Here is a 20161-nt window from a genome sequence, read left to right as displayed (position 1 = left end):
TAAGTGTTTATAAAAAACATGCTTTAATCTTCGCCACTGCTCCTGCATTATTTCCATAACAGTTTGACAGATATTTCGTGGAGCAGAATCGCAATGAAAAATTATTCCCGTGCTAATACCGGTATTGATTTAAATCTTATCCCTGTATTTATTGAAATCGTCCGCTGCGGCAGCATGGCAAAGGCCTCTTTGCGTCTGGAGATGTCCCGTCCTGCGGTGAGTCTGGCATTAAAGCGTTTTAATCAACTCTTTGATGAGCCGTTATTTTTCCGTAAAGGTTTATATCTTGAACCGACTGAAAAAGCGTTAGCCTTAACCAGCTCGCTGGAAATATTAATGGGTGAAATTCACGATAATATCGGGGCGCTTAATTCCGGAAGGAATAAAACCCCGGCACAGAACGTACCGGGGCTGGGTAATATTATGCCGCGTTCTGAGTCGTCACTTTGAATGATGACATGGCTTCCATCAGCTGACGCGACTGCTCCTCAAGGGAGCGGGTCGCGGCGGAGGATTGCTGCACCAGCGCCGCATTCTGCTGCGCGGTTTCGTCCATCTGGTTCACCGCAATATTCACCTGCTCAATGCCGCGGCTCTGCTCATGAGACGCGGTCGCAATCTCACGCATCAGTTTGGTCATACGCAGCACTTCGGTTGCGATCTCGTCCATCGTTTCGCCAGCCTGCTGGGCCAGCTCGCTGCCCTCGTTAACGTGGGTCTGCGAGTCACCGATAAGCGTTCGAATCTCTTTCGCCGCGTCGGCGCTGCGGCTGGCAAGGTTGCGCACCTCGCCCGCGACGACGGCAAAACCGCGCCCCTGCTCGCCCGCACGCGCCGCTTCCACGGAGGCGTTAAGCGCCAGAATATTGGTCTGGAAGGCAATGCCGTCGATGACGCTCAGGATGTCAGCGATACGCGCCGAACTGCCGGAGATATCGCGCATTTTTTCAATCACGTAGCAGACCATTTCACTGCCGTGATCGGCCGTGTCGGACACCGATTTCGCCAGCTGGTGCGCCTGCTCGGCGTTATCGGCGTTGAGCTTCACCGTGGCGGTGATCTGTTCCATGCTGGCCGCGGTCTGCTCCAGCGAGGTGGCGGTGGATTCCGTACGCTCGGCGAGATCGCGGTTTCCCAGCGTCAGCTCGCGGCTGCCGGTGTCAATCTGCGCGCTGGCATCGCGTACCCGCAGAACCGAGTTCATCAGCGACTGACGCATCTCCTCTATCACCGCGTTAAGGCGGTTAAACTCCTGGCTCGCGGGTGCAGCCAGCGTATGGGTTAAATCGCCCGCTGCCACATTCTCCAGTTGAGCAATCGACGCCGAGAGCGGCTTGAGCAGCATATGGCGCAGCGCCAGCCAGGCCAGCACAATAATGCCCGCCGTCAGCAGCGCTGCGACGATAATCAGGATCAGGACGCGGGTTTTGCTCGCCTGCACGGCACTCACTTCCGCCAGACCTCGCGCTTCGCTCCATTTCTGAAACGCCTGCATGTCATTATCGAACGTTGACGCCAGCGGGATCAGCGTCTTCTCCAGCAGATCGTAATACCCGTCCGCGCTCTGGTCATTGAGGGTTTTCAGCATCGGGTTGATCCCCTGTTGGGTATACGTCCCCAGGCTGGCCGCCACCTTATTGAGCAGCTGTTGCCCCTGCTCGTCAGCCACGCCGCCGTCGATCACGCCCTTCAGCGTTTTCTGGGCCAGGGCGACTTCCTGGTTGATGTTTTTTACCGCGCTGGCCGCATCGTCCAGCATGCCGATTTCCATCATGCGGACGGCCTGCCCCGCTTCATTGCGCGCGCGCAGGATCAGCGTATAGCCTGAATTAAGCTGCACCATTTGCTCACCCTGAAGGTGATTAATACGCTGCAGCGAAGAAGAACTCTGTGTGAGGGCATAAATGCCAATGCCGCTGACAATCAGCAGCAGAAGGGTCATAACGGCCAGTAAAGAGAGCAAGCCGGTACGAATCGATAGCGTTTTCAGCATGATATTATTTCCGGTAGCGAGATATTTCTGGGCATAAAAAAAGAGTATCGGCCGCTACCGGAAAATGTTTAGACTTTAAGCAAATTCAGCGTGTTATCGCTCTGTTACCGATGTGTTTACGCGAGTAACAGGCGAGCTTTGACGGTTCTCCCAGAGCACCGTCAGACCACGCTGCAGGGCAATAAAAATAAACAGCAGAATGCCGATGGCGATCTTCGTCCACCACGAGCTGAGCGTGCCGTCAAAGTTGATATAGGTTTGTATCAGCCCCTGAATCGCCACGCCGAACAGCGTCCCCAGCACCGTCCCCACGCCGCCGCTGAGCAGCGTACCGCCGATGACCACAGAAGCAATCGCATCCAGCTCAACGCCCACGCCTGCGAGGGCATAGCCCGCCTGGGTGTATACCGAGAAGACGATACCCGCCAGCGTCGCCAGGCCGGTCGAGAGCATATAGATGCGGATGGTGGTGCTGCGGGTCGAGATCCCCATCAGGTTGGCCGACGTGGCGTTGCCGCCAATGGCGTAAACCTGATTGCCAAACCGGGTACGGTGAGCAAGGAAGATGCCAATGACGACCACGCCCAGCATCAGCAGCCCCATCGCGCTCAGGCGGCCGCCGCCGGGGATTTTCCACGCCAGGCTGGAGAGCGTGTCGTACACCGGATGGTTAATCGGGATCGACTCTTCCGACACCAGGTAGCTCACCCCACGGAGGAAGAACATTCCCGCGAGGGTAATGATAAACGCCGGAATTTTTAACGCGTCGATCAGCAGCCCCATAAAGGCGCCAAACGCGCAGCCCATCACCAGCACCAGCGGAAACGCCACCAGCGGTGAGATGCCCCAGAAGCCGATCGCCTTTGCGAGAAATACGCCCGTAAACGCGATCACCGAGCCGACGGAGAGGTCGATCCCGCCGGAGAGGATCACAAAGGTCATGCCGACGGCGATGATGCCTAAAAAGGCGTTATCGGTCAGGATATTGCAGATCACGCGCGTCGAGGCAAAACCGGGGAACTGCGTCAGACAGTAGAGGTAGCCCAGCACAAACACGCCCAGCGTGATCATTAGCGGTAAATTACGTTTTATCATGGCCACGGATCCCCTTAATGATGCTGACAAAGCGCGGCGACTGGACGATCAGCACGCAGAGCACGACCACCGCTTTCACCACCTGGTTGAGTTCCGGCTGGAAACCGGAGAGCAGGATCCCGGTGTTCATTCCCTGAATGATCAGCGCGCCGATCACCGAGAGCAGCAGGTTAAAACGTCCGCCCATCAGCGACCCGCCGCCGATGACCACCGCCAGGATCGCATCCAACTCCAGCCAGAGCCCGGCGTTGTTGGCATCGGCTCCGCGGATATCCGCCGCGACGATCACCCCGGCGATGGCGGCGCAGATACCGCTCAGCACGTAGGTCAGCATCACCATCAGCCGCGTGTTGACCCCGGCGTTGCGCGCGGCGCGGATGTTGATCCCGACGGCCTCAATGAACATGCCCAGTGCCGTTTTGCGGGTGAAAAGCCAGAACACCACTAACGTCACCAGGGCAATAATCACCGGCGTCGGGAAGAACAGAAGGTTGCCGCTGCCGAGCCACGCCAGGCTCGGTGAGTTGAAGGTAACAATCTGTCCGGAGGTAATCAGCTGCGCGACGCCGCGCCCGGCCACCATTAAAATCAGCGTGGCGACAAAGGGCTGGATTTTCAGCACCGCCACCAGAATGCCGTTCCATAACCCGGCCAGCACGCCGGTACCTAAGGCTGCCAGCAGGACCACCGGCAGGCTGTGCCCGGCCACGGTCATGGAGGCGGCCGTGGCCCCGGCGATAGCCATCACCGCGCCGACGGAGAGGTCAATCCCGCCGGTGGCAATCACCAGCGTCATCCCGATGGCCAGCAGCGCCACGGGCGCGGCACGGTTTAAAATGTCTATCGGGCTGCCAAACAGGCGGCCATCCTGCACGATGATCTGGAAGAAATGCGGGGCAACCAGGCTATCAACCAGCAGCACCACCAGCAGCGCCGCGATTTGCGGCGTGCCGGTCGGCCAGTTGAAGCGGCGCTTTGACTCACCGGTTTGCGAAAGCGAACGGGACATCACGATTCACTCCTTATGCCGCGATGGCATTCATGATCGCCGGAACGGACAGCTTATCCAGCGGGATCTCTGCCACCTGTTTACGATCGCGCATAATGATGACGCGATCGGCATAACCCACCAGCTCTTCCAGCTCGGACGAAATGACCAGCAGCGCCAGACCGTCAGCGCACAGGGTCTCGATAAGCCGGATAATTTCGGCGTGCGCCCCCACGTCAATGCCGCGGGTCGGTTCGTCGAGGATCAGGAACTGGGGTTTGGTCAGCAGCCAGCGCGACAGCAGCACTTTCTGCTGGTTACCGCCGGAGAGAAATTCAATGGGCTGTTCCGCGCTCGGGGTGCGGATGCCGAGCTGGCGTATAAAGCGTTCGGCAATGGCGTTCTGCTCTTTGCGAGGGATCGGCCGCAGCCAGCCGCGCTGGGCCTGTAGCGCCAGAATGATATTTTCCCGCACCGAGGCCGCGGCAATAATGCCGTCCGTTTTCCGGTCCTCCGGGCAGAAGCCGACGCCGAGACAGGAAGCCTGATGTGGCGATCGCAGGGTTTGCGGTTTGCCCTTGATCAGCGCGCTGCCGCTGTCGGCCGGCTTGATCCCGAAGATCACCTCGGCGGTCTCGGTTCGACCCGAGCCTAACAGGCCCGCCAGCCCGACAATTTCGCCTGGCCGCACCTCAAGGTTAAACGGCGAGATGACCCCTTTTTTACCGTAATCGCTGAACGCGGCGACCGGCTTTTCGCTCAGCAGCGTGCGGCCCGCGCGCTGAAGGGCGTTGGTTTCCAGCTCGCGGCCCAGCATCATTTTGACCAGCTCGATCTGCGGCAGCTCGCGGGTTTCGCGGCAGCCGACAAAGCTGCCGTTGCGCAGCACCGTAATGCGATCGCTCACCTCATACACCTGATCGAGGAAGTGGGTTACGAAGATCAGGCTGACGCCCTGATCGCGCAGCTGGCGCATCAGGGTAAAGAGCATCTCCACCTCCTGGGTATCGAGGCTGGCGGTGGGTTCGTCGAGGATCAGCACCTTTGCGGAGAGATCGATCGCGCGACAAATGGCGACGATCTGCTGCATCGCCACGGAAAAGCGGTTCAGCGGCTCGCGGACGTCGAGGGAGAAGCCGTAGGATTCCATCAGCGTTGTCGCCCGCGCCTCCATCTCTTTACGGCGCAGCAGGCCAAAGCGTCGTGGCTCACGGCCAATAAACAGGTTATCCGCCACCGACATATTCGGCAGCAGGTTCACTTCCTGATAGACCGTCCCGATCCCCAGCTGCTGGGCATGGGCGGTGTTTTTGGGCGAAATGGCGTTGCCTTCCAGCCAGATGGTGCCGCGGTCAGCGTGATAAACACCGGTCAGGGATTTAATCAGCGTCGATTTTCCCGCACCGTTCTCGCCCAGCAGCGCCATGATCTCCCCGCGCCGCAGGCTGAAATCAACGTTATCCAGCGCCTTTACGCCGGGAAAGAATTTACTCAAGCCCTCTGTGCGGAGGATTTCCTGGTGTTGTTCAGTGGTCATGGTTTCCCCCTCACCCTGACCCTCTCCCCGGAGGGGAGAGGGGATTGATCGTGCCAATTGTTAATATCCAGCTCCGCCCTGCCTTTCTCCCTCTCCCCTCCGGGGAGAGGGCTGGGGTGAGGGGCGCGGGTCTTAGTAGCCCATATTTTTCTTCTTCTCTAACTCTTCTTTCGCCGTATCAGGCAGGTAGAGCGTGGACTTGGTGACCGTCACTTTCTCCGGCATCGTGCCGTCTTTCTTGAATTTCTCCAGCGCGTCGAATGCCGGGCCCGCCATGTTTGGCGTCAGCTCCACGCTGGCGTTGGCTTCGCCGTCGATCATCGCTTTGTAGATGTCCGGCACGCCGTCGATAGAGCCGGTGAGGATATCTTTGCCCGGCTTCAGGCCCGCTTCTTTAATGGCCTGAATCGCACCGATCACCATGTCATCGTTGTGGGCGTAAACCATGCAGATGTTCTTGCCGTTGTTTTCAGCCTTAATGAAGCTCTCCATGACCTCTTTACCTTTGCTGCGGGTAAAGTCGCCGGACTGAGAGCGGATAATCTTGATGTTTGGCGCTTTCGCGATGGCTTCAGCAAAGCCTTTTTTACGGTCGATGGCCACGCTCGCCCCGACGGTACCCTGCAGCTCAACGACGTTACACGGCTTGCCGTCGACCTGTTTTACCAGCCAGTCACCAATTAACTGCCCTTCCAGCACGTTATTGGCCGTCACGGTGGTCATATAGAGAGATTTGTCTTTGACGTCGATGGAACGATCGAGCAGGAAGACCGGGATCTCAGCGTCTTTCGCTTCCTTCAGGACGGGTTCCCAGCCGGTCGCCACGACGGGGGCAATAAAGATGGCATCCACGCCCTGGGCGATAAAGGAGCGCACGGCTTTGATCTGATTCTCTTGTTTTTGCTGACCATCGGCGATTTTCAGGGTAATACCGCGTTTCTGAGCTTCGCTTTTCGCCACGTTGGTTTCTGCCGCTCGCCAGCCAGATTCAGAGCCGACTTGCGAAAAACCTACGGTTAAGGGAGCGGCCATCGCCATAGACGACATGGCTGCCGAAACGGCTGTGACCAGGAGTAAGCGCTTCCACATATGAACGTCCTCGTAGGGTGAGTTATTGTTGGTTAAAAGATGTTCTGCGGAATGACTATAGCCCATGAAATATGTAACGAATTGCGTTACATCACACTTCAGAAAAGTGAATAAAACGTTAATCACAAGTTTGTAATCGCTTTCATTTCTCCATGAAAAATGCGGCTGAGTTTATGGATTTTTCTGTCATGGAATCGGTCTGAAAAGTGGGAATAACGTGGAGAGAAGGCGAAAACAGGCGGAGACATTCAGCGCGAGTTGGCTATAATACCTGCCACTTGTTTACCATCCATTTTAAAGGACACCGACATGAGCTTACTCAACGTCCCAGCAGGTAAAGAACTGCCAGAAGACATCTACGTAGTTATCGAAATCCCGGCTAACGCAGATCCGATCAAATACGAAGTGGACAAAGAGAGCGGCGCCCTGTTCGTAGACCGTTTCATGTCTACCGCGATGTTCTATCCGTGCAACTACGGTTACATCAACCACACCCTGTCTCTGGACGGTGACCCGGTTGACGTGCTGGTCCCAACGCCATACCCACTGCAGCCAGGTGCAGTGATTCGCTGCCGTCCTGTTGGCGTGCTGAAAATGACCGACGAATCCGGTGAAGATGCGAAGCTGGTTGCGGTACCGCACACCAAGCTGAGCAAAGAATACGATCACATCAAAGATGTGAACGACCTGCCAGAGCTGCTGAAAGCGCAGATTACTCACTTCTTCGAGCACTACAAAGACCTCGAAAAAGGCAAGTGGGTTAAAGTTGACGGCTGGGACAACGCAGAAGCAGCGAAAGCGGAAATCATCGCCTCTTTCGAACGCGCTGCTAAGAAGTAATTCTTACTGCCGATTAAAAAAAGCCCCGCATGCCGGGGCTTTTTTGTGGCTGGAACATGTAGGCCGGGTAAGCGCAGCGCCACCCGGCAAGAGGCGTAAAAAAACAACGTCACCTCACGGTGGCGTTGGTTTTTTTCAGTACTGGTCTCTGTCTAACCAGTTACCGCTTACAATCCGCGTTAACCCTTCGACCGGACGCTGGTAGACATACATCCACGCACTTCCGTACGGCGTCTGGATCAACTGGCGCGCGTATTCACCGCCCCTGGTGCGCAAGGCATCAAGTTCGGCAAGTGTCGCGTTATCAATACGATAAACTTCACCCTGTACTGTTCCTTCGCCGGGAACCGCGCCTGGATAGTGGCCCAGGCTGTACAACTGGTAGTTCTCGATATTGTAATTCCCCAGCAGCAGGGCATTGGTCATCCAGTGACTGTTGCCTTGCTTGGTTCGTAAACTGCCGTAGACAAATATTCGCATTGCTAAAACTCAAACTGATAGAGCAGATCAAGTGCCTGGTCTACGCCGGACACTGCTTCCAGATATAGCTTAGGCATCAGGCGATAGCGTAACGTGAGTGTTGCCAGTGAGTCAAAGATCCCCACACCATATTTTACCTGCAGACCCGGCAGTACATAGCCGCTGACCACCACCTGCGAGGAGTCGCCCACGCCCTGGGTGTCCAGCGCCAGATTGCTTACGCCGAACGTCTCGCCGATTTTACCCACAACCTGCCCACTTTGTGCAACCCCCAGCCCCACTAACATCGAGGTCATCGCCGCACTGTCGCTCTGACCGCTGTCGAGACCTTGTCCACGCAGCAGGTAAGAGAGGGCTTCCTGCTGGGACATCGCCGGGTCAGAGAAGATCTCCGCCTTCGGTTCGTCAGCAGAACCGGTGACGCGTACCCCAGCAATGACGTCGTTTTCCGTCGCTTCCGGATTACGAATCGCTTCGATGTTCAGCAGGGGCTGATCCGGTGGACCGGAGAACAGCAGCTCGCCTTTACGGACAATCAGATCCTGACCATAAGCGTGGAAACGCCCTTCAGGAATATTGATTTGCCCGTTCAGGCCAAGCCCTTGTTTATCCTGCGCCACCTTCAGGTCTCCCGTAAGCCTCGCCTTCAGCCCAAACGCATCCAACCGCACGTTATTCCCCACGTGCACGATAAGGTTACTATTAATCGGTATGCCAGCGCTCTTCTGTTCGACAGGTTTCAGATTTTCATTGAGCATAACTTCATCACTTGAGACGCCGACCGCACTTTCCGGCACATCGTGAACCACGATGCGCGCCCACGGCACGTCGACGCGACCGTCAAGCGTGAAGAGGCTTGGCGTGGCTTCAAAGACCACATCAGGCGAGACGTCCAGACGCACCATCGGCGGTACGGTGATGCGCACCTTACTGCCTTTCGCGGCAATACGGGCGCGCCAGTTATCGAGCTGGCTCCAGTCCGCGTCGCCGCTCAGGTTGATTTGTCCTTGCTGCGTCAGTACCGAGCCGCTTAGCGTCGAGCTCATGCCGTTGAAGTTCATGGCGATCTGGCTGGGCTGCATGTCAAACGGCATAAAGTTGCCGTCAATATCCACGCCGCTGAGGCGCAGCTGGCCGAACAGCTGAGGGCTTTGTGCATTGCCCGCCAGACGCAGGTTGGCATTCACCATGCCCTCGGCTTTTTCCCCACGTGCGAAAATCGGGTTCACCATCGCCAGGTTGAAGTTGCGGATAGTGACGTTGCCGCCCAGATTTCGCCGTCCCTGTGGGTCGGTAATTTGAACCTTTCCGTCAAACTGACCGTTATTGGTGAGGCGAATCAGCCACCCCAGCTCCGCACGGTTGTTATGCAGGTCAGCGCTCAGGTTCAGGGTGTCGAAGGCCACCGGCAGCGGCGCGTCATTCACCTCCTGCGTCACCTTCACGTTACGCCCGGACAGCGTGACGCTGCCCTGCGGCAGCCCCTCTTTGGTGGTGTCCCAGGCGACATCGGCTTTCCCGCTGAAGACGCCGCTCGCCTGCGTGGTATCCGGCATAAACGGTTTTAGCATCGCCAGATCGAAGCGGTTGAGGTTGATCTGCGCGCGCCCTTCCGCGCCCGCATCGATGGTTTGCGGCACGCACAGTTCCGCATTCGGGTTGGTCCAGCAGTGCGGCCCAATGCTGATCTTCTGCTCGGCGTTGCGGTAGTCCAGAGCAATGGCGCGCGACAGCGCCAGCGGCCCGACCGGCGTATTGAAACGGGTGTTATCCAGCGTCCCTTTCCAGCGCTCCTGTTTGCGGTCGAAGCTACCGGTCAGGTGAAGCTGGCCGGAGACCGGCTCGCCCTGCACCCGTAGCTGCAGGTCGTGCTGCTTCTCGTTCCCTTTCGCGTCCAGGGTGACCAGGCTGATGTTCACGTCCGGCTGGGAAATGTGCTCCACGCGCAGGTTCAGGTTACCGCCGATCTGGTCGGTGGATTTCACATCCCCTTCTACGCGGAGGCGGGCAACGCTTAGCTCTTGCCAGCGCAGGTTATTGGCGGTGATATCCGCCAGCAGCTGCGGTGCGTCTACCGTGCCGCGCACCTTCACGAGCCCCTTCGCCGTACCGCCAAGCCCCGGCAGGGCGTTATCCAGATTCGGCGCGTCGATGGTGGCATCCAGATTAAGATCTTTCACCCCCAGCTCGCCTTTGATATCCGCCGTGTTGCGCCCCAGGGCCACGTGCAGGCCCGGGATAACCCACTGCAGATAGCTGTTGCCTTTCACCGAGCCTTCAACGTTTACCTTGTTCTGCTTCACGTTCCCGGTGAGCTTGATCTCCGGCACGTCCATCTGCCACGTGCCGCCGTACAGGCTGCCGCGCGTTTTAATCAGGCCATCGAGCTTCGACGGCCAGTCCGGCACCTCTTTGGCGGTGTTAATGCCCGTCAGCTTCAGCTCGCCGCGCCAGCTGATCGCCTGCTGCCAGTCGAGCAGCGCGGTCAGCTCGGTTTTACCTTCCAGCGCCGCGACGGTCAGCTTGTCGAGGTTGACCTGCTGTTGGTTGCCCTTCGCATCCAGGGTGATGTTCGCGGGCGGCACGCCCTGCCCCTTCACCGCGGTGCGGAACGAGAGCGTGTAGTCGGTCATCTTGCCGCTCAGCTTCAGCTTCAGGTCATCGGCCTGGAACTGCTTTTCGCCGGTGAACGGCCAGGAAAGCTGCTTGCTGACAACCTCAAGATTGAGCGGCAGCCCGGCTTCCGCCAGCTGGGTTTGCGCACGCAGGGCCATATCCACCGGGCCGGAGAGATTCACGCCAACATCGAGCTTATCGCGCAGCGCCCCGCCCACCTTGACCTTCACTTTCTCGCCTTTCAGCGGGTCGATGTTCAGGGTGCTATTCAGCGTGATATCCACCGGCCAGCTGTCGCGCAGCAGGGCATTACCTGACGCATTCACCGAGCCCTGGTTGGTGTCGATATCCAGCGCGTCGAGCTTCATGTTGCCGTCAATGCTGCTGACCTTCAGCAGCATGTTATAGACCGTCAGGTCGGTATCGCCCGTCAGACGCAGCTGTTCGCCTTTGAATTCCTCAATGTTAAGGTTCAGCGGCAGATGAACGTCGGTCATTTCCGGCAGCACTGGCTTCGAGAAGAGGTCTTTCAGCGTTTCGCCCAGCGGCTTTTCTTCCGGCTGCGGGTTCTGGATCTTCGGCTCGACGATCTCTTCCTGCGCCACGTCGGCCACTTTCGGCAGCGCGATCAATAAGCCCTGCAGGGACGTTGGCGTCAGGGTGAGGTTTTTCTCCTGCCAGCGCAGGCCGGAGGTGAAATCCATCACGGACACGGTGGTGTCGTCGATTTTGATATTGATGTTATTGAGCGCGACCCGATAAAGCGCGATCGGGTACGGCGTGGAGAGATTCAGCGGGCCGCTGTCCTCTTCTTCAACCGGCGCAGACTTCGGCATTTTCTTCGAGTCTATCGCCACGTTGACATCTTTTAGCGACAGATCGTTGACGCAGAGCTTGCTGTCCCGCAAACAGCCCAGCTTCACCGCCAGGTGAAACTCTCCGGCGTTAACCGCCACGCCCGGCTGCTCATAGCGGATGTTCTTCAGGCGCAGGTCGCGCCAGCCGCCCGTCACCTGGCCAATTTCCAGCCCCGGCACCCAGCGGTTCGCGGCGTTAAACAGCAGATGCAGCCCGGTCGTCGTTCCTACCAGAAACGCCACCGTCCCGAGCAGCAGCACGATAAAGATCAGCACTCCGAGGCTTATTTTCTTCCATAAACTCATAATTCAGGCCCCAGACCGATGTAAAACTGTAATCCGTGTTCATCTTTGTCACCCACCGGCACGGCGAAATCGAGCTTAATAGGCCCGACGGGTGACTGCCAGCGTACGCCGACGCCCGCGCCGGTTTTAAAGTCGCTGCGGCGGATATCGTTCACCGCTTCACCGCCGTCAACAAACATGGCGCCCCACCACTTTCCGCTGACGTTGTACTGGTACTCCAGCGAGCCCGTCGCCAGTTTTGACGCACCGGTCAACTGGCCCTTTTCGTTCTCAGGTGAGATCGATTTGTACTTATACCCGCGAATGCTGCGGTCGCCCCCGGCGAAGAAGCGCAGATCCGGCGGAACGCGCTCGAAATCGCCCGTTTCAATCCAGCCGAGATTGCCGCGCATCACAAAGCGATGTTTGTCGTACAGCGTACGGATCCAGACGTTTTGCGCCTGAAAGACGGAGAAGTCCACATCGGAGCCCCAGGCGGTGTTGGAATAATCGATGGAGTAGCGCTGTGAGTCGCCCCAGGTCGGCATCAGGCCCCCGCGCGAGCGGGTGCGGCTGATCATCACCCCCGGATAAAGCAGCATGGTGGTATTAGTGACGTTGGCCTGGGTAAAGTGATCGAGGCTCCAGCGCAGGTTAATGGCGCGCTGCCAGCCGCTGGAGAGATCCCAGAAGCGGGAGACCGCAAGCGTCGTCGAGTCCTGCTCGGTGTCGTTCAAATCGGTGCGCTTAAAACCGCCCTGCAGAAGGTAATACTGCTCAAGCGGATTTTTCAGCAGCGGCATTTTGTAGCTGAAATCCAGCTGCTGCTCAGGCGCAGAGAGGCTCAGGCTGGTGGTCAGGCTGTGGCCGTACGAGTTCACCCACGGTTTTTTCCACGAGGTTTTCACTCGTGGCCCCACGTCCGTCGAGTAGCCCACACCGGTCTCAATGGTGTTCTCGGTGCGCGGCGAAACAACGCCATGCAGCGGCAACACCTTGGTTTTGCGTGACTTATCAAATTCCGGTGCGACAACCACGGAGTTAAACCAGCCGGTAGCGGAGAGGCGTCGGTTCAGCTCTCCGAGGTCGCTCGACTGGTAGTAGTCCCCTTTTTTGAAGGGCACGAGGTTTTGCAGATACTCTTCACGAATTTGCGAACCTTCGAACGTCACGTCGCCAAAGCGGTAACGTTCTCCGCTGTCGTAATCGATATCCCAGAAGGCCTGACGTCGCGCCAGCGCAATGCCCAGCTGGCTTTTGTTGAACTGGCTGTCAAAGTAGCCCTTACGCAGGGAAACGCTGGTCAGCTCTTTTTTGAAATGGTCGTAGTCGCCGTGGTTAAGCACGGTACCGATTTTCGGCCGCGTGCTGAGCAGGTCCAGGTAATCCCGGTCGGTACGCGCTCCGCCGCGCAGGATAACGTTCGTGCCGCCAATCAACACCGGCTCGCCCGGCGAAACGCGGGCAATAAGCACCTGGCGCCCCTTCTTTGGAGGCGGACGGAGGTCAAAATCAATGGTGGGTTCGTAATAACCCAGCGCTTTCAGCCCCTCGCGGATCGCATCATCGACGCGCGCGCGAAAACGCCGGTCCGGCGTCACCTCATCACTCTGGATGGTCGATAACTGCGCACGTACGTTTTTTTGTAGCGCCCCGGATAACCCCTCAACCTGCAAACGGACATTCGCCGCGCTGGCAATCCCGCTTGTCAGCAACACACTGACTAAACATAACTGGCGGATTTTTGTCACGTTTTCTCCTGAATATCCCTGTTTCCACCCTGGAAGCAAATGAAGTGCCGCTCCGCGGCAAAATACGGCCTGTTGGCCAAAAACCCGAATCGCGGGTTGAAAATGGGTGTAACACCCAAATATTTCTTATGATTAAATCTAGTCTCATTCAGCGCATTTATTGTGTTCAATTAAACGCTTCGTGACAACCTTAACTGAAACATCGCACCCCGGGAGGCCCCATCGTGAGTTTATTCGACAAAAAGCATCTGGTTTCACAAACTGATGCATTACCGGGACGCAACACCCCTATGCCTGTAGCGACCTTACACGCCGTCAATGGCCATTCTATGACCAACGTGCCCGATGGCATGGAAATCGCCCTGTTCGCCATGGGCTGCTTCTGGGGCGTTGAGCGCCTCTTCTGGCAGCTGCCCGGCGTTTACAGCACGGCAGCCGGCTACACGGGCGGTTACACGCCGAATCCAACCTACCGCGAAGTCTGCTCCGGCGAAACCGGCCATGCGGAAGCAGTACGCGTGGTCTATGACCCTGCGGTAATCAGCTACGAACAGCTCCTGCAGGTCTTCTGGGAGAATCACGACCCGGCGCAGGGCATGCGTCAGGGCAATGACCACGGCACGCAGTACCGTTCGGCTATCTATCCGCTCACGCCTGAGCAGGATGCCGCCGCGCGCGCCAGCCTGGAGCGTTTCCAGCAGGCCATGCGTGAAGCGGGCGATACGCGCGAGGTGACCACGGAAATCGCGACGGCGAAACCGTTCTACTACGCCGAGGACGATCACCAGCAGTATCTGCATAAAAACCCGTACGGCTACTGCGGCATTGGGGGCATCGGCGTTTGCCTGCCGCCACAGCTGGCCTGATCACTGATCCAGCGCCACGCGAGCCGCGTGGCGCGTGGCATTGCTGACCGAGCCGTAATCCATCACTTTGCCCTGCAACAGCAGGTTAAAGACCGGTGCCTGCGGTCGGTTGAGCCGCGTTTGCAGCAGGTGAACGGCCTCAATTCCCAGCTCGCGGCAGGGCACAGTCACGCCCGTGACCGGTTTTTCCAGACGGTGCGCTAAATTCCATGCAAAATCGGTCGTGATGAGCGAAATGTCTTCCGGAATGCGCAGCCCGTGTCGCGTCAACGCCCTTACCACCCCTTCCGTCATGCTGGTACTGTTCGGGAAAATCACCTCCGGCCACTGCGAGCGGTCATGATTCACTAACCACGCATCCAGCGCCTGCTCGGCCTCTTCTGCGGTAAACCACTCCGTCACGAGCAAATCGCGCAGGGGATCGAAGGCGACGTGAAAATGACGGTACGCCTCTTTGATGCCGTCCAGTCGCGCGTACAGCGTATCCCGCCGCAGGCAGGTGAGCGTGAGCACGCGGCGATGCCCCTGCTCGAAAAGGTACTGCATGGTGGTGAAGCCGATCGCCCGGTGATCGGGTGACACGGAATCCAGCACCCGATCCCGGTCAACGGAATTAATCAACACGCAGGGCTTATTCAGGGTGCTTGCCAGTTTAAATATGGTGGAATCATCAGTGCCAATAATAATTATCGCGTTAATATTCTTATGGCTGGCCTTTTCCATAAAGACTTTCACATCGGCGTGCTGCTCTTCTAAACCACAGCACGTGACCCACACATTATGCCGCGCGCAGGCTTCAGCAATTCCTTTCGTCACTTCCAGATAAAAAATATCCCCGCGTCCCTGAAAGGTTCTTTCCGGTGCAAAAACAGCGATACCGTTAATGAGCAATCTTCCGCTCGCCATAGACTCCAGCACACCGAGCTCCCGCGCGGTGCGAACGATCGCCTCCCTGGCTTTATCGCTGGTGTAAGACTTGCCGCTTAATACCCGCGAAACCGTGCTGACGGAATAGCCCGTCAGGGCCGCAATTTCCTCCATTTTTAACTTGCCCGGCATAGTGTGACCTCGCTCTCATTCAGTTTTTGCAAATATTTGCAGAAACAGTCCTTTGATTTTAAAACCAAATTTCAAAACGCCTGGAGATTACTTAATCACCTTGCGAGTATTCTCACAAAAACACATTGTCGCTACCGCTCCCCTTTCCTATTTTCCGGTCATCACTCATTTCAACTGAAATTAAGGTGTGACATGGAGAAGGTACGTTTTGGCATTATTGGAATAGGTAATATCGGTACGGTCCACGCGCGTTATTTACTGGCGGGTACGGTCAGCGACGCCTGCCTTGCCGCAGTTTGTGATAATGCGCCGGAAAAGCATCCGGCCATTCGCCAGCTGGTCGGCACCCTCCCCGTGTTCAGCGACGCGCAGGAGATGCTCCAGAGCGGGCTTATCGACGCGGTGATTGTCGCTACGCCCCACTACGAGCATCCGCGCCTGTCGATGCTGGCGATGCGCAACGGCATCCACACCCTGTGTGAAAAACCGGCGGGCGTGTATACCGCCCAGGTACAGGAGATGAACGCCTGCGCCCAGGCGTGCGATGTGGTGTTCGGCATCATGTACAACCAGCGCCCGAACCCGCTCTACCAGAAGGTGAAAGATCTGATCGACAGCGGCGAGCTGGGTGAGATCCGCCGCTCCAACTGGATCATCACCAACTGGTATCGCTCGCAGAGCTATTACAACTCCGGCGGCTGGCGCGCCACCTGGAAAGGAGAAGGCGGCGGCGTGCTGCTCAACCAGGACCCGCACCAGCTCGATCTCTGGCAGTGGCTGGTCGGTATGCCGGTCCGCCTGCGCGCGTTCTGCCAGTTCGGCAAGCATCGCGATATCGAAGTGGAAGACGACGTCACCGCCTATGCCGAATATGCCAACGGCGCGACGGGCGTGTTCATCACCACCGTGGCGGAAACGCCGGGAACCAACCGGCTGGAAATCGTCGGCGATCGCGGCAAGGTGGTCGTCGAAGAGGGCAAGCTGCGCTACTGGCGGCTGCGGGAATCTGAAACCGCCTTCAACGCCCGCTGGCAGAACGGTTTTGGCGAGCCTGAATGCTGGGAGGTCACGCTTCCCGTGGCCCCGGAATGCAGCGAACACCACGTCATTACCGCCAACTTCTGTGCCGCCATCCTGCGCGACGAGCCGCTCATTGCGCCGGGTCTGGAAGGGATCCACGGGTTGACGCTCTCCAACGCCATGCACCTCTCCACCTGGACGGACGACTGGGTCGAGTTCCCGCTCAACGAAAAACAGTATCTGCGCCTGCTTCAACAACGCATCAGCACCTCAGTGGCTAAAGAGACAGCCAGCGTCACGCTGGACGCCTCAGGCACCTGGTAACTCCGGAGAAGAATCAATGTTAAATGTCGCTATTGTGGGAACAGGGAATATCTCGCACAACCATATTCAGGGCTATTTGCAGTTTGGCCAACGCTGCCGGATCGTCGCGCTGGTTGATATTTATCCGGAAAAAGCCCACGAGAAAAAAGCGCGCTACGGCCTGACGGACGCCCGCGTGTATGACAGCCACCAGCAGATGCTGGCGTCAGAACCGGATATCGATATCGTCGACGTCTGCACGCCGCCCTACGTCCACGCAGAGATCAGCATTGATGCCCTGAACGCGGGCTGCCACGTGCTGTGCGAAAAACCGATGGCCGCCTCGCTGGAGGAGTGCGACGCGATGATCGCCGCACAAAAGGCCAGCGGCAAAACGCTCTCCATCATTGCCCAAAACCGCTTTACCGATGCCTTCTGGCGCTTAAAAGCAGCGCTGGATTCGGAGCTTGCGGGCAAGGTTTGCCACGCGCAGGTGGACTCCTTCTGGTGGCGCGGACACTGCTATTACGACCTGTGGTGGCGCGGCACCTGGGAAAAAGAGGGCGGCGGCTGCACGCTTAACCACGCGGTTCACCACATCGACGCCATTCAGTGGATGCTGGGCTTTCCGTCCGAGGTGGTGGCGATGATGACCAACGTGGCGCACGACAACGCTGAAGTCGAAGACCTTAGCGCCGCGATCTTCAAATACCCCAGCGGTGCGCTCACCCAGCTTACCGCCTCGGTCGTGCACCACGGGGAAGATCAGAAAATCATTATTCAGGGTGAGAAGGCACGCATCTCCGCGCCGTGGCAGGCCTTTGCCAGCATCAGCGCCGACAATGGCTTCCCGCAGGAAACCCACGACCAGCAGCGCGAAGCGCAGCTCGACGCGGTGTTTCAGCAGACGCCGAAGCTCGAGTGGACGCTGCACGCCGGGCAGATTAATGACCTGCTTTCTGCCATCGAGCACGGTACGGCACCGTTAGTGGATGGGTTACAGGGCAAACGCTCGCTGGAGCTGATCGCTGCGATCTATAAATCCGCCATTACCCGCACCGTGGTCTCGCTGCCGATTCAGCGCGACGACCCGTTTTACCGTACCGGCGGGACGAGCGCCCTCGCTCCCCGTTTTTATGAAAAATCCGCAAGCGTCGCCAACTTCAGCGAAGTGGGTGCGATTCCCCTTGGCAAAGACCTGGATTAAGGAGTGACACCATGAACAAAAATGACGGAATGAACTACGCGCCGGTGGGTAAACCTCAGCCGGTTGTCCGCGAGGGGGAGTTTGTTTTTGCCGCTGCCGCGCTCGACCACGGCCATATCTACGGCATGAGTAACGGCCTGATTGAAGCCGGGGCCACGCTGAAGTGGGTGTACGACCCCGATCCGGCAAAAGTGGATAAATTTATCCAGCAATACCCGCAGGTCAACGTGGCGGAGTCGCTGGAGGTGATTCTCAACGACGACGAAGTGCGTCTGGTGGCCGGTGCGGCCATCCCGTCTGAGCGCTGCGCGCTGGGGCTAAAAGCGATGGCGGCCGGCAAGGACTACTTCACGGATAAAGCCCCGCTCACCACCCTTGAACAGCTGGCGGATGCCAAAGCGATGGTTGAGAAAACCGGCCGGAAATACGCCGTGTACTACAGCGAACGTCTCCACGTGGAGAGCGCGGTGTTTGCCGGACAGCTGGTGCAGCAGGGAGCCATTGGCCGCGTCGTCCAAACCCTGGGGACAGGCCCGCACCGGGAAGGGTCCGGCCGCCCGGACTGGTTCTACGATCGTCGCTACTTCGGCGGCATTCTGTGCGACATCGGCAGCCACCAGATTGAGCAATTTCTGTTTTATACGGGCAACCGTAACGCCACCGTGGTCGCCAGTCAGGCACGCAATTTCAACCATCCGCAGCATCCGGCATTCGAAGATTTCGGTGACGCAACAATCAGGGGCGAAAACGGCGCCAGCGGTTATTTCCGCTGCGACTGGTTCACCCCCGACGGACTCTCAACCTGGGGCGATGGACGTCTGACGCTGCTCGGCACCGACGGGTATATCGAGATCCGCAAATATGTCGATCTCACCCGCGGCGAGCAGGACGTGGTTTATCTCGTCAATAAAGAGGGGGAATTCCGCTATCCGGTCGCCGGACAGGTCGGGTTCCCGTTCTTTGGCGAACTGATCCTCGACTGTCTGCATCGTACCGAAAACGCCATGACGCAGGCCCACGCCTTCAAAGCGGCCGAGCTCTGCGTGAAGGCCCAGATGCTGGCCAACGCGACGGAATAACGGGAGGCGACAATGACGATCCTGAACACGGCAGTTATCGGTGCCGGAGCGATTCACGGCTGCCATGTGAATGCGTTGCGCCTGCTCCCCAACGTCGCGCTACGCGCGCTGGTCGACATCGACAGCGTCAAAGGGCTGGAGCTGGCAATGCGCTATCAGTGCCGCTTCTATCAGGATTACCGGGAAATGCTGCTGGATGATGCCATCGACGTGGTCCACATCTGCACGCCGCATTTCGAGCATAAAAGCATGATCCTGGCGGCGCTCGCCGCCGGGAAACATGTTTTCTGCGAAAAACCGGTGGGCATGAACAGCAGCGAACTCGTAGATATCACCCGCGCCGCCGAACAGGCGTCGGGTCTGCTCGGCGTGTGCTACCAGAACCGCCTCAACCCCACCAGCCTGCGCATTCGCCAGATGCTGGAGGACGGCGGGCTGGGAAAAATGCTCAGCATTAAGGCCGTGCTGACGTGGTCACGCTCGGGCGCGTACTACACCGAAAGCCCGTGGCGCGGGCGGCTGGCAACGGAAGGTGGCAGCCTGCTGATCAACCAGGCCATTCATACCCTCGACCTGATGCAGTGGTTTGCCGGTGGCGTAACGCGCGTGAAAGGCGTGGTGGACAGCGGCGAGCTGGCGGACGTGACCGAAGGGGAAGACAGCGCAATGGCCACGCTGCACTTTGCCAACGGCGCGCGCGGCCTGTTTTACGCCAGCAACTGCAATACCACCGATTCCCCACTTCTGATGGAGATCCACTGCGAACAGGGCTCGCTGCTGCTGAATAACAACGTGCTCTGGTGCATCACCCGCGGCGAGCGCCTCAGGCTGGCCAGCGATGACTCTCCCGACGGCTCGGTCAAAAGCTACTGGGGGCTGGGGCACGAACAGGCGATCCGCAGGTTTTATCACGCCATCACCCACCCGGGGCACACGGATTACACCAACATCCGTGAAGCCGGACATTCACTCACGCTTGTGGAGGCTATTTACCGCTCATCTCAATTAAGACAATGGATAGATATCAATAACTAGAACGTAATTTGTATTCCAGCACTCAATAAAAAAACGACCCGAAAAACGGGTTAATCATTAC

16 protein-coding genes are annotated in these 20161 nt (G+C 58.0%); 7 read left to right on the top strand and 9 right to left on the bottom strand.

Features of this window, described 5'->3' with window-relative positions; all coding sequences use genetic code 11:
* Window positions 1-93 precede the first annotated feature (93 nt).
* Window positions 94-450 (top strand): helix-turn-helix domain-containing protein, encoded by a 357-nt coding sequence (locus BMW97_RS16920; protein ID WP_024907284.1) that lies wholly within the window; start codon window positions 94-96, stop codon window positions 448-450.
* On the opposite strand, the gene BMW97_RS16915 is transcribed toward BMW97_RS16920, so the two are convergent.
* The 5 genes from BMW97_RS16915 to ytfQ all read right to left on the bottom strand — a co-directional run bounded on the left by BMW97_RS16915 (window position 422) and on the right by ytfQ (window position 6702).
* The gene (locus BMW97_RS16915) at window positions 422-1993 is read right to left on the bottom strand and encodes a methyl-accepting chemotaxis protein (protein WP_045908047.1); all 1572 of its coding nucleotides are present in this window, start codon (window positions 1991-1993) and stop codon (window positions 422-424) included. The two genes, BMW97_RS16920 and BMW97_RS16915, sit on opposite strands and share 29 nt — an antisense overlap.
* A 93-nt stretch (window positions 1994-2086) precedes the next feature.
* Window positions 2087-3088, bottom strand: a complete 1002-nt coding sequence (gene yjfF, locus BMW97_RS16910) for a galactofuranose ABC transporter, permease protein YjfF (protein WP_021240694.1) — start codon at window positions 3086-3088, stop codon at window positions 2087-2089.
* Complete coding sequence (gene ytfT, locus BMW97_RS16905) at window positions 3075-4100, bottom strand: galactofuranose ABC transporter, ATP-binding protein YtfT (RefSeq protein ID WP_164712093.1); 1026 nt, start codon at window positions 4098-4100, stop codon at window positions 3075-3077. Before ytfT ends, yjfF begins: the two co-directional genes overlap by 14 nt.
* Window positions 4101-4110: 10 nt before the next feature.
* On the bottom strand, window positions 4111-5613 hold the full coding sequence (gene ytfR / locus BMW97_RS16900) for a galactofuranose ABC transporter, ATP-binding protein YtfR (protein ID WP_045908045.1): 1503 nt from the start codon (window positions 5611-5613) through the stop codon (window positions 4111-4113).
* A 132-nt stretch (window positions 5614-5745) separates the two neighbouring features.
* A complete protein-coding gene (gene ytfQ, locus BMW97_RS16895; protein WP_014882271.1) occupies window positions 5746-6702 on the bottom strand; it encodes a galactofuranose ABC transporter substrate-binding protein YtfQ in 957 nt (318 codons plus the stop codon).
* Between the two features lie 309 nt (window positions 6703-7011).
* Between ytfQ and ppa the strand changes: the two genes are divergently transcribed.
* Entirely contained in the window at window positions 7012-7542 is a 531-nt protein-coding gene (ppa, locus tag BMW97_RS16885; RefSeq protein WP_008501423.1) for an inorganic diphosphatase, read from the top strand.
* A 135-nt stretch (window positions 7543-7677) separates the two neighbouring features.
* Here ppa and BMW97_RS16880 read toward each other — a convergent pair whose 3' ends face one another.
* From BMW97_RS16880 to tamA, 3 genes are read right to left on the bottom strand one after another with little or no spacing between them, the layout of a single operon-like run.
* Window positions 7678-8022 (bottom strand): gamma-glutamylcyclotransferase family protein, encoded by a 345-nt coding sequence (locus tag BMW97_RS16880; protein WP_014830431.1) that lies wholly within the window; start codon window positions 8020-8022, stop codon window positions 7678-7680.
* A gap of 2 nt (window positions 8023-8024) precedes the next feature.
* Entirely contained in the window at window positions 8025-11801 is a 3777-nt protein-coding gene (gene tamB, locus BMW97_RS16875) for an autotransporter assembly complex protein TamB (protein ID WP_045908044.1), read from the bottom strand.
* Window positions 11798-13531: an autotransporter assembly complex protein TamA gene (gene tamA, locus BMW97_RS16870; protein ID WP_045908043.1), complete on the bottom strand. Its 1734-nt coding sequence runs from the start codon at window positions 13529-13531 to the stop codon at window positions 11798-11800. The genes tamB and tamA overlap by 4 nt, the downstream gene beginning before the upstream one ends.
* Before the next feature lie 224 nt (window positions 13532-13755).
* Here tamA and msrA point away from each other — a divergent pair, with 224 nt between their 5' ends.
* Window positions 13756-14397 (top strand): peptide-methionine (S)-S-oxide reductase MsrA, encoded by a 642-nt coding sequence (gene msrA / locus BMW97_RS16865; protein ID WP_045908042.1) that lies wholly within the window; start codon window positions 13756-13758, stop codon window positions 14395-14397.
* Here msrA and BMW97_RS16860 read toward each other — a convergent pair whose 3' ends face one another.
* Window positions 14398-15456, bottom strand: a complete 1059-nt coding sequence (locus BMW97_RS16860; RefSeq protein WP_045908041.1) for a LacI family DNA-binding transcriptional regulator — start codon at window positions 15454-15456, stop codon at window positions 14398-14400.
* Window positions 15457-15648: 192 nt separating this feature from the next.
* Between BMW97_RS16860 and BMW97_RS16855 the strand changes: the two genes are divergently transcribed.
* From BMW97_RS16855 to BMW97_RS16840, 4 genes are read left to right on the top strand one after another with little or no spacing between them, the layout of a single operon-like run.
* Window positions 15649-16800 carry a Gfo/Idh/MocA family protein gene (locus tag BMW97_RS16855; protein WP_045908040.1) on the top strand — a complete coding sequence of 384 codons (1152 nt, stop codon included), beginning with the start codon at window positions 15649-15651 and terminating at the stop codon, window positions 16798-16800.
* Between the two features lie 16 nt (window positions 16801-16816).
* The gene (locus tag BMW97_RS16850) at window positions 16817-17986 is read left to right on the top strand and encodes a Gfo/Idh/MocA family protein (protein ID WP_045908039.1); all 1170 of its coding nucleotides are present in this window, start codon (window positions 16817-16819) and stop codon (window positions 17984-17986) included.
* 11 nt (window positions 17987-17997) lie between these two features.
* Window positions 17998-19065, top strand: coding sequence for a Gfo/Idh/MocA family protein (locus BMW97_RS16845; RefSeq protein ID WP_045908038.1), 1068 nt, complete (start codon window positions 17998-18000; stop codon window positions 19063-19065).
* A 12-nt stretch (window positions 19066-19077) separates the two neighbouring features.
* Window positions 19078-20100, top strand: coding sequence for a Gfo/Idh/MocA family protein (locus BMW97_RS16840; protein WP_045908037.1), 1023 nt, complete (start codon window positions 19078-19080; stop codon window positions 20098-20100).
* Window positions 20101-20161: the final 61 nt, after the last annotated feature.

This window comes from Enterobacter sp. NFIX58 (assembly GCF_900110475.1).
Classification (GTDB): Bacteria; Pseudomonadota; Gammaproteobacteria; order Enterobacterales; family Enterobacteriaceae; genus Enterobacter; species Enterobacter quasiroggenkampii.
Note: the sequence above shows the minus strand (reverse complement) of the source record. Positions and strands in the feature narration are given on the sequence as shown.

Excerpts from the sequence above, each read along its gene's own strand:
- BMW97_RS16920 (WP_024907284.1), top strand. The coding sequence starts at position 94 with ATGAAAAATTATTCCCGTGCTAATACCGGTATTGATTTAAATCTTATC.
- BMW97_RS16915 (WP_045908047.1), bottom strand. The coding sequence starts at position 1,993 with ATGCTGAAAACGCTATCGATTCGTACCGGCTTGCTCTCTTTACTGGCC.
- yjfF (WP_021240694.1), bottom strand. The coding sequence starts at position 3,088 with ATGATAAAACGTAATTTACCGCTAATGATCACGCTGGGCGTGTTTGTG.
- ytfR (WP_045908045.1), bottom strand. The coding sequence starts at position 5,613 with ATGACCACTGAACAACACCAGGAAATCCTCCGCACAGAGGGCTTGAGT.
- ytfQ (WP_014882271.1), bottom strand. The coding sequence starts at position 6,702 with ATGTGGAAGCGCTTACTCCTGGTCACAGCCGTTTCGGCAGCCATGTCG.
- ppa (WP_008501423.1), top strand. The coding sequence starts at position 7,012 with ATGAGCTTACTCAACGTCCCAGCAGGTAAAGAACTGCCAGAAGACATC.
- BMW97_RS16880 (WP_014830431.1), bottom strand. The coding sequence starts at position 8,022 with ATGCGAATATTTGTCTACGGCAGTTTACGAACCAAGCAAGGCAACAGT.
- tamB (WP_045908044.1), bottom strand. The coding sequence starts at position 11,801 with ATGAGTTTATGGAAGAAAATAAGCCTCGGAGTGCTGATCTTTATCGTG.
- BMW97_RS16860 (WP_045908041.1), bottom strand. The coding sequence starts at position 15,456 with ATGCCGGGCAAGTTAAAAATGGAGGAAATTGCGGCCCTGACGGGCTAT.
- BMW97_RS16855 (WP_045908040.1), top strand. The coding sequence starts at position 15,649 with ATGGAGAAGGTACGTTTTGGCATTATTGGAATAGGTAATATCGGTACG.
- BMW97_RS16850 (WP_045908039.1), top strand. The coding sequence starts at position 16,817 with ATGTTAAATGTCGCTATTGTGGGAACAGGGAATATCTCGCACAACCAT.
- BMW97_RS16845 (WP_045908038.1), top strand. The coding sequence starts at position 17,998 with ATGAACAAAAATGACGGAATGAACTACGCGCCGGTGGGTAAACCTCAG.
- BMW97_RS16840 (WP_045908037.1), top strand. The coding sequence starts at position 19,078 with ATGACGATCCTGAACACGGCAGTTATCGGTGCCGGAGCGATTCACGGC.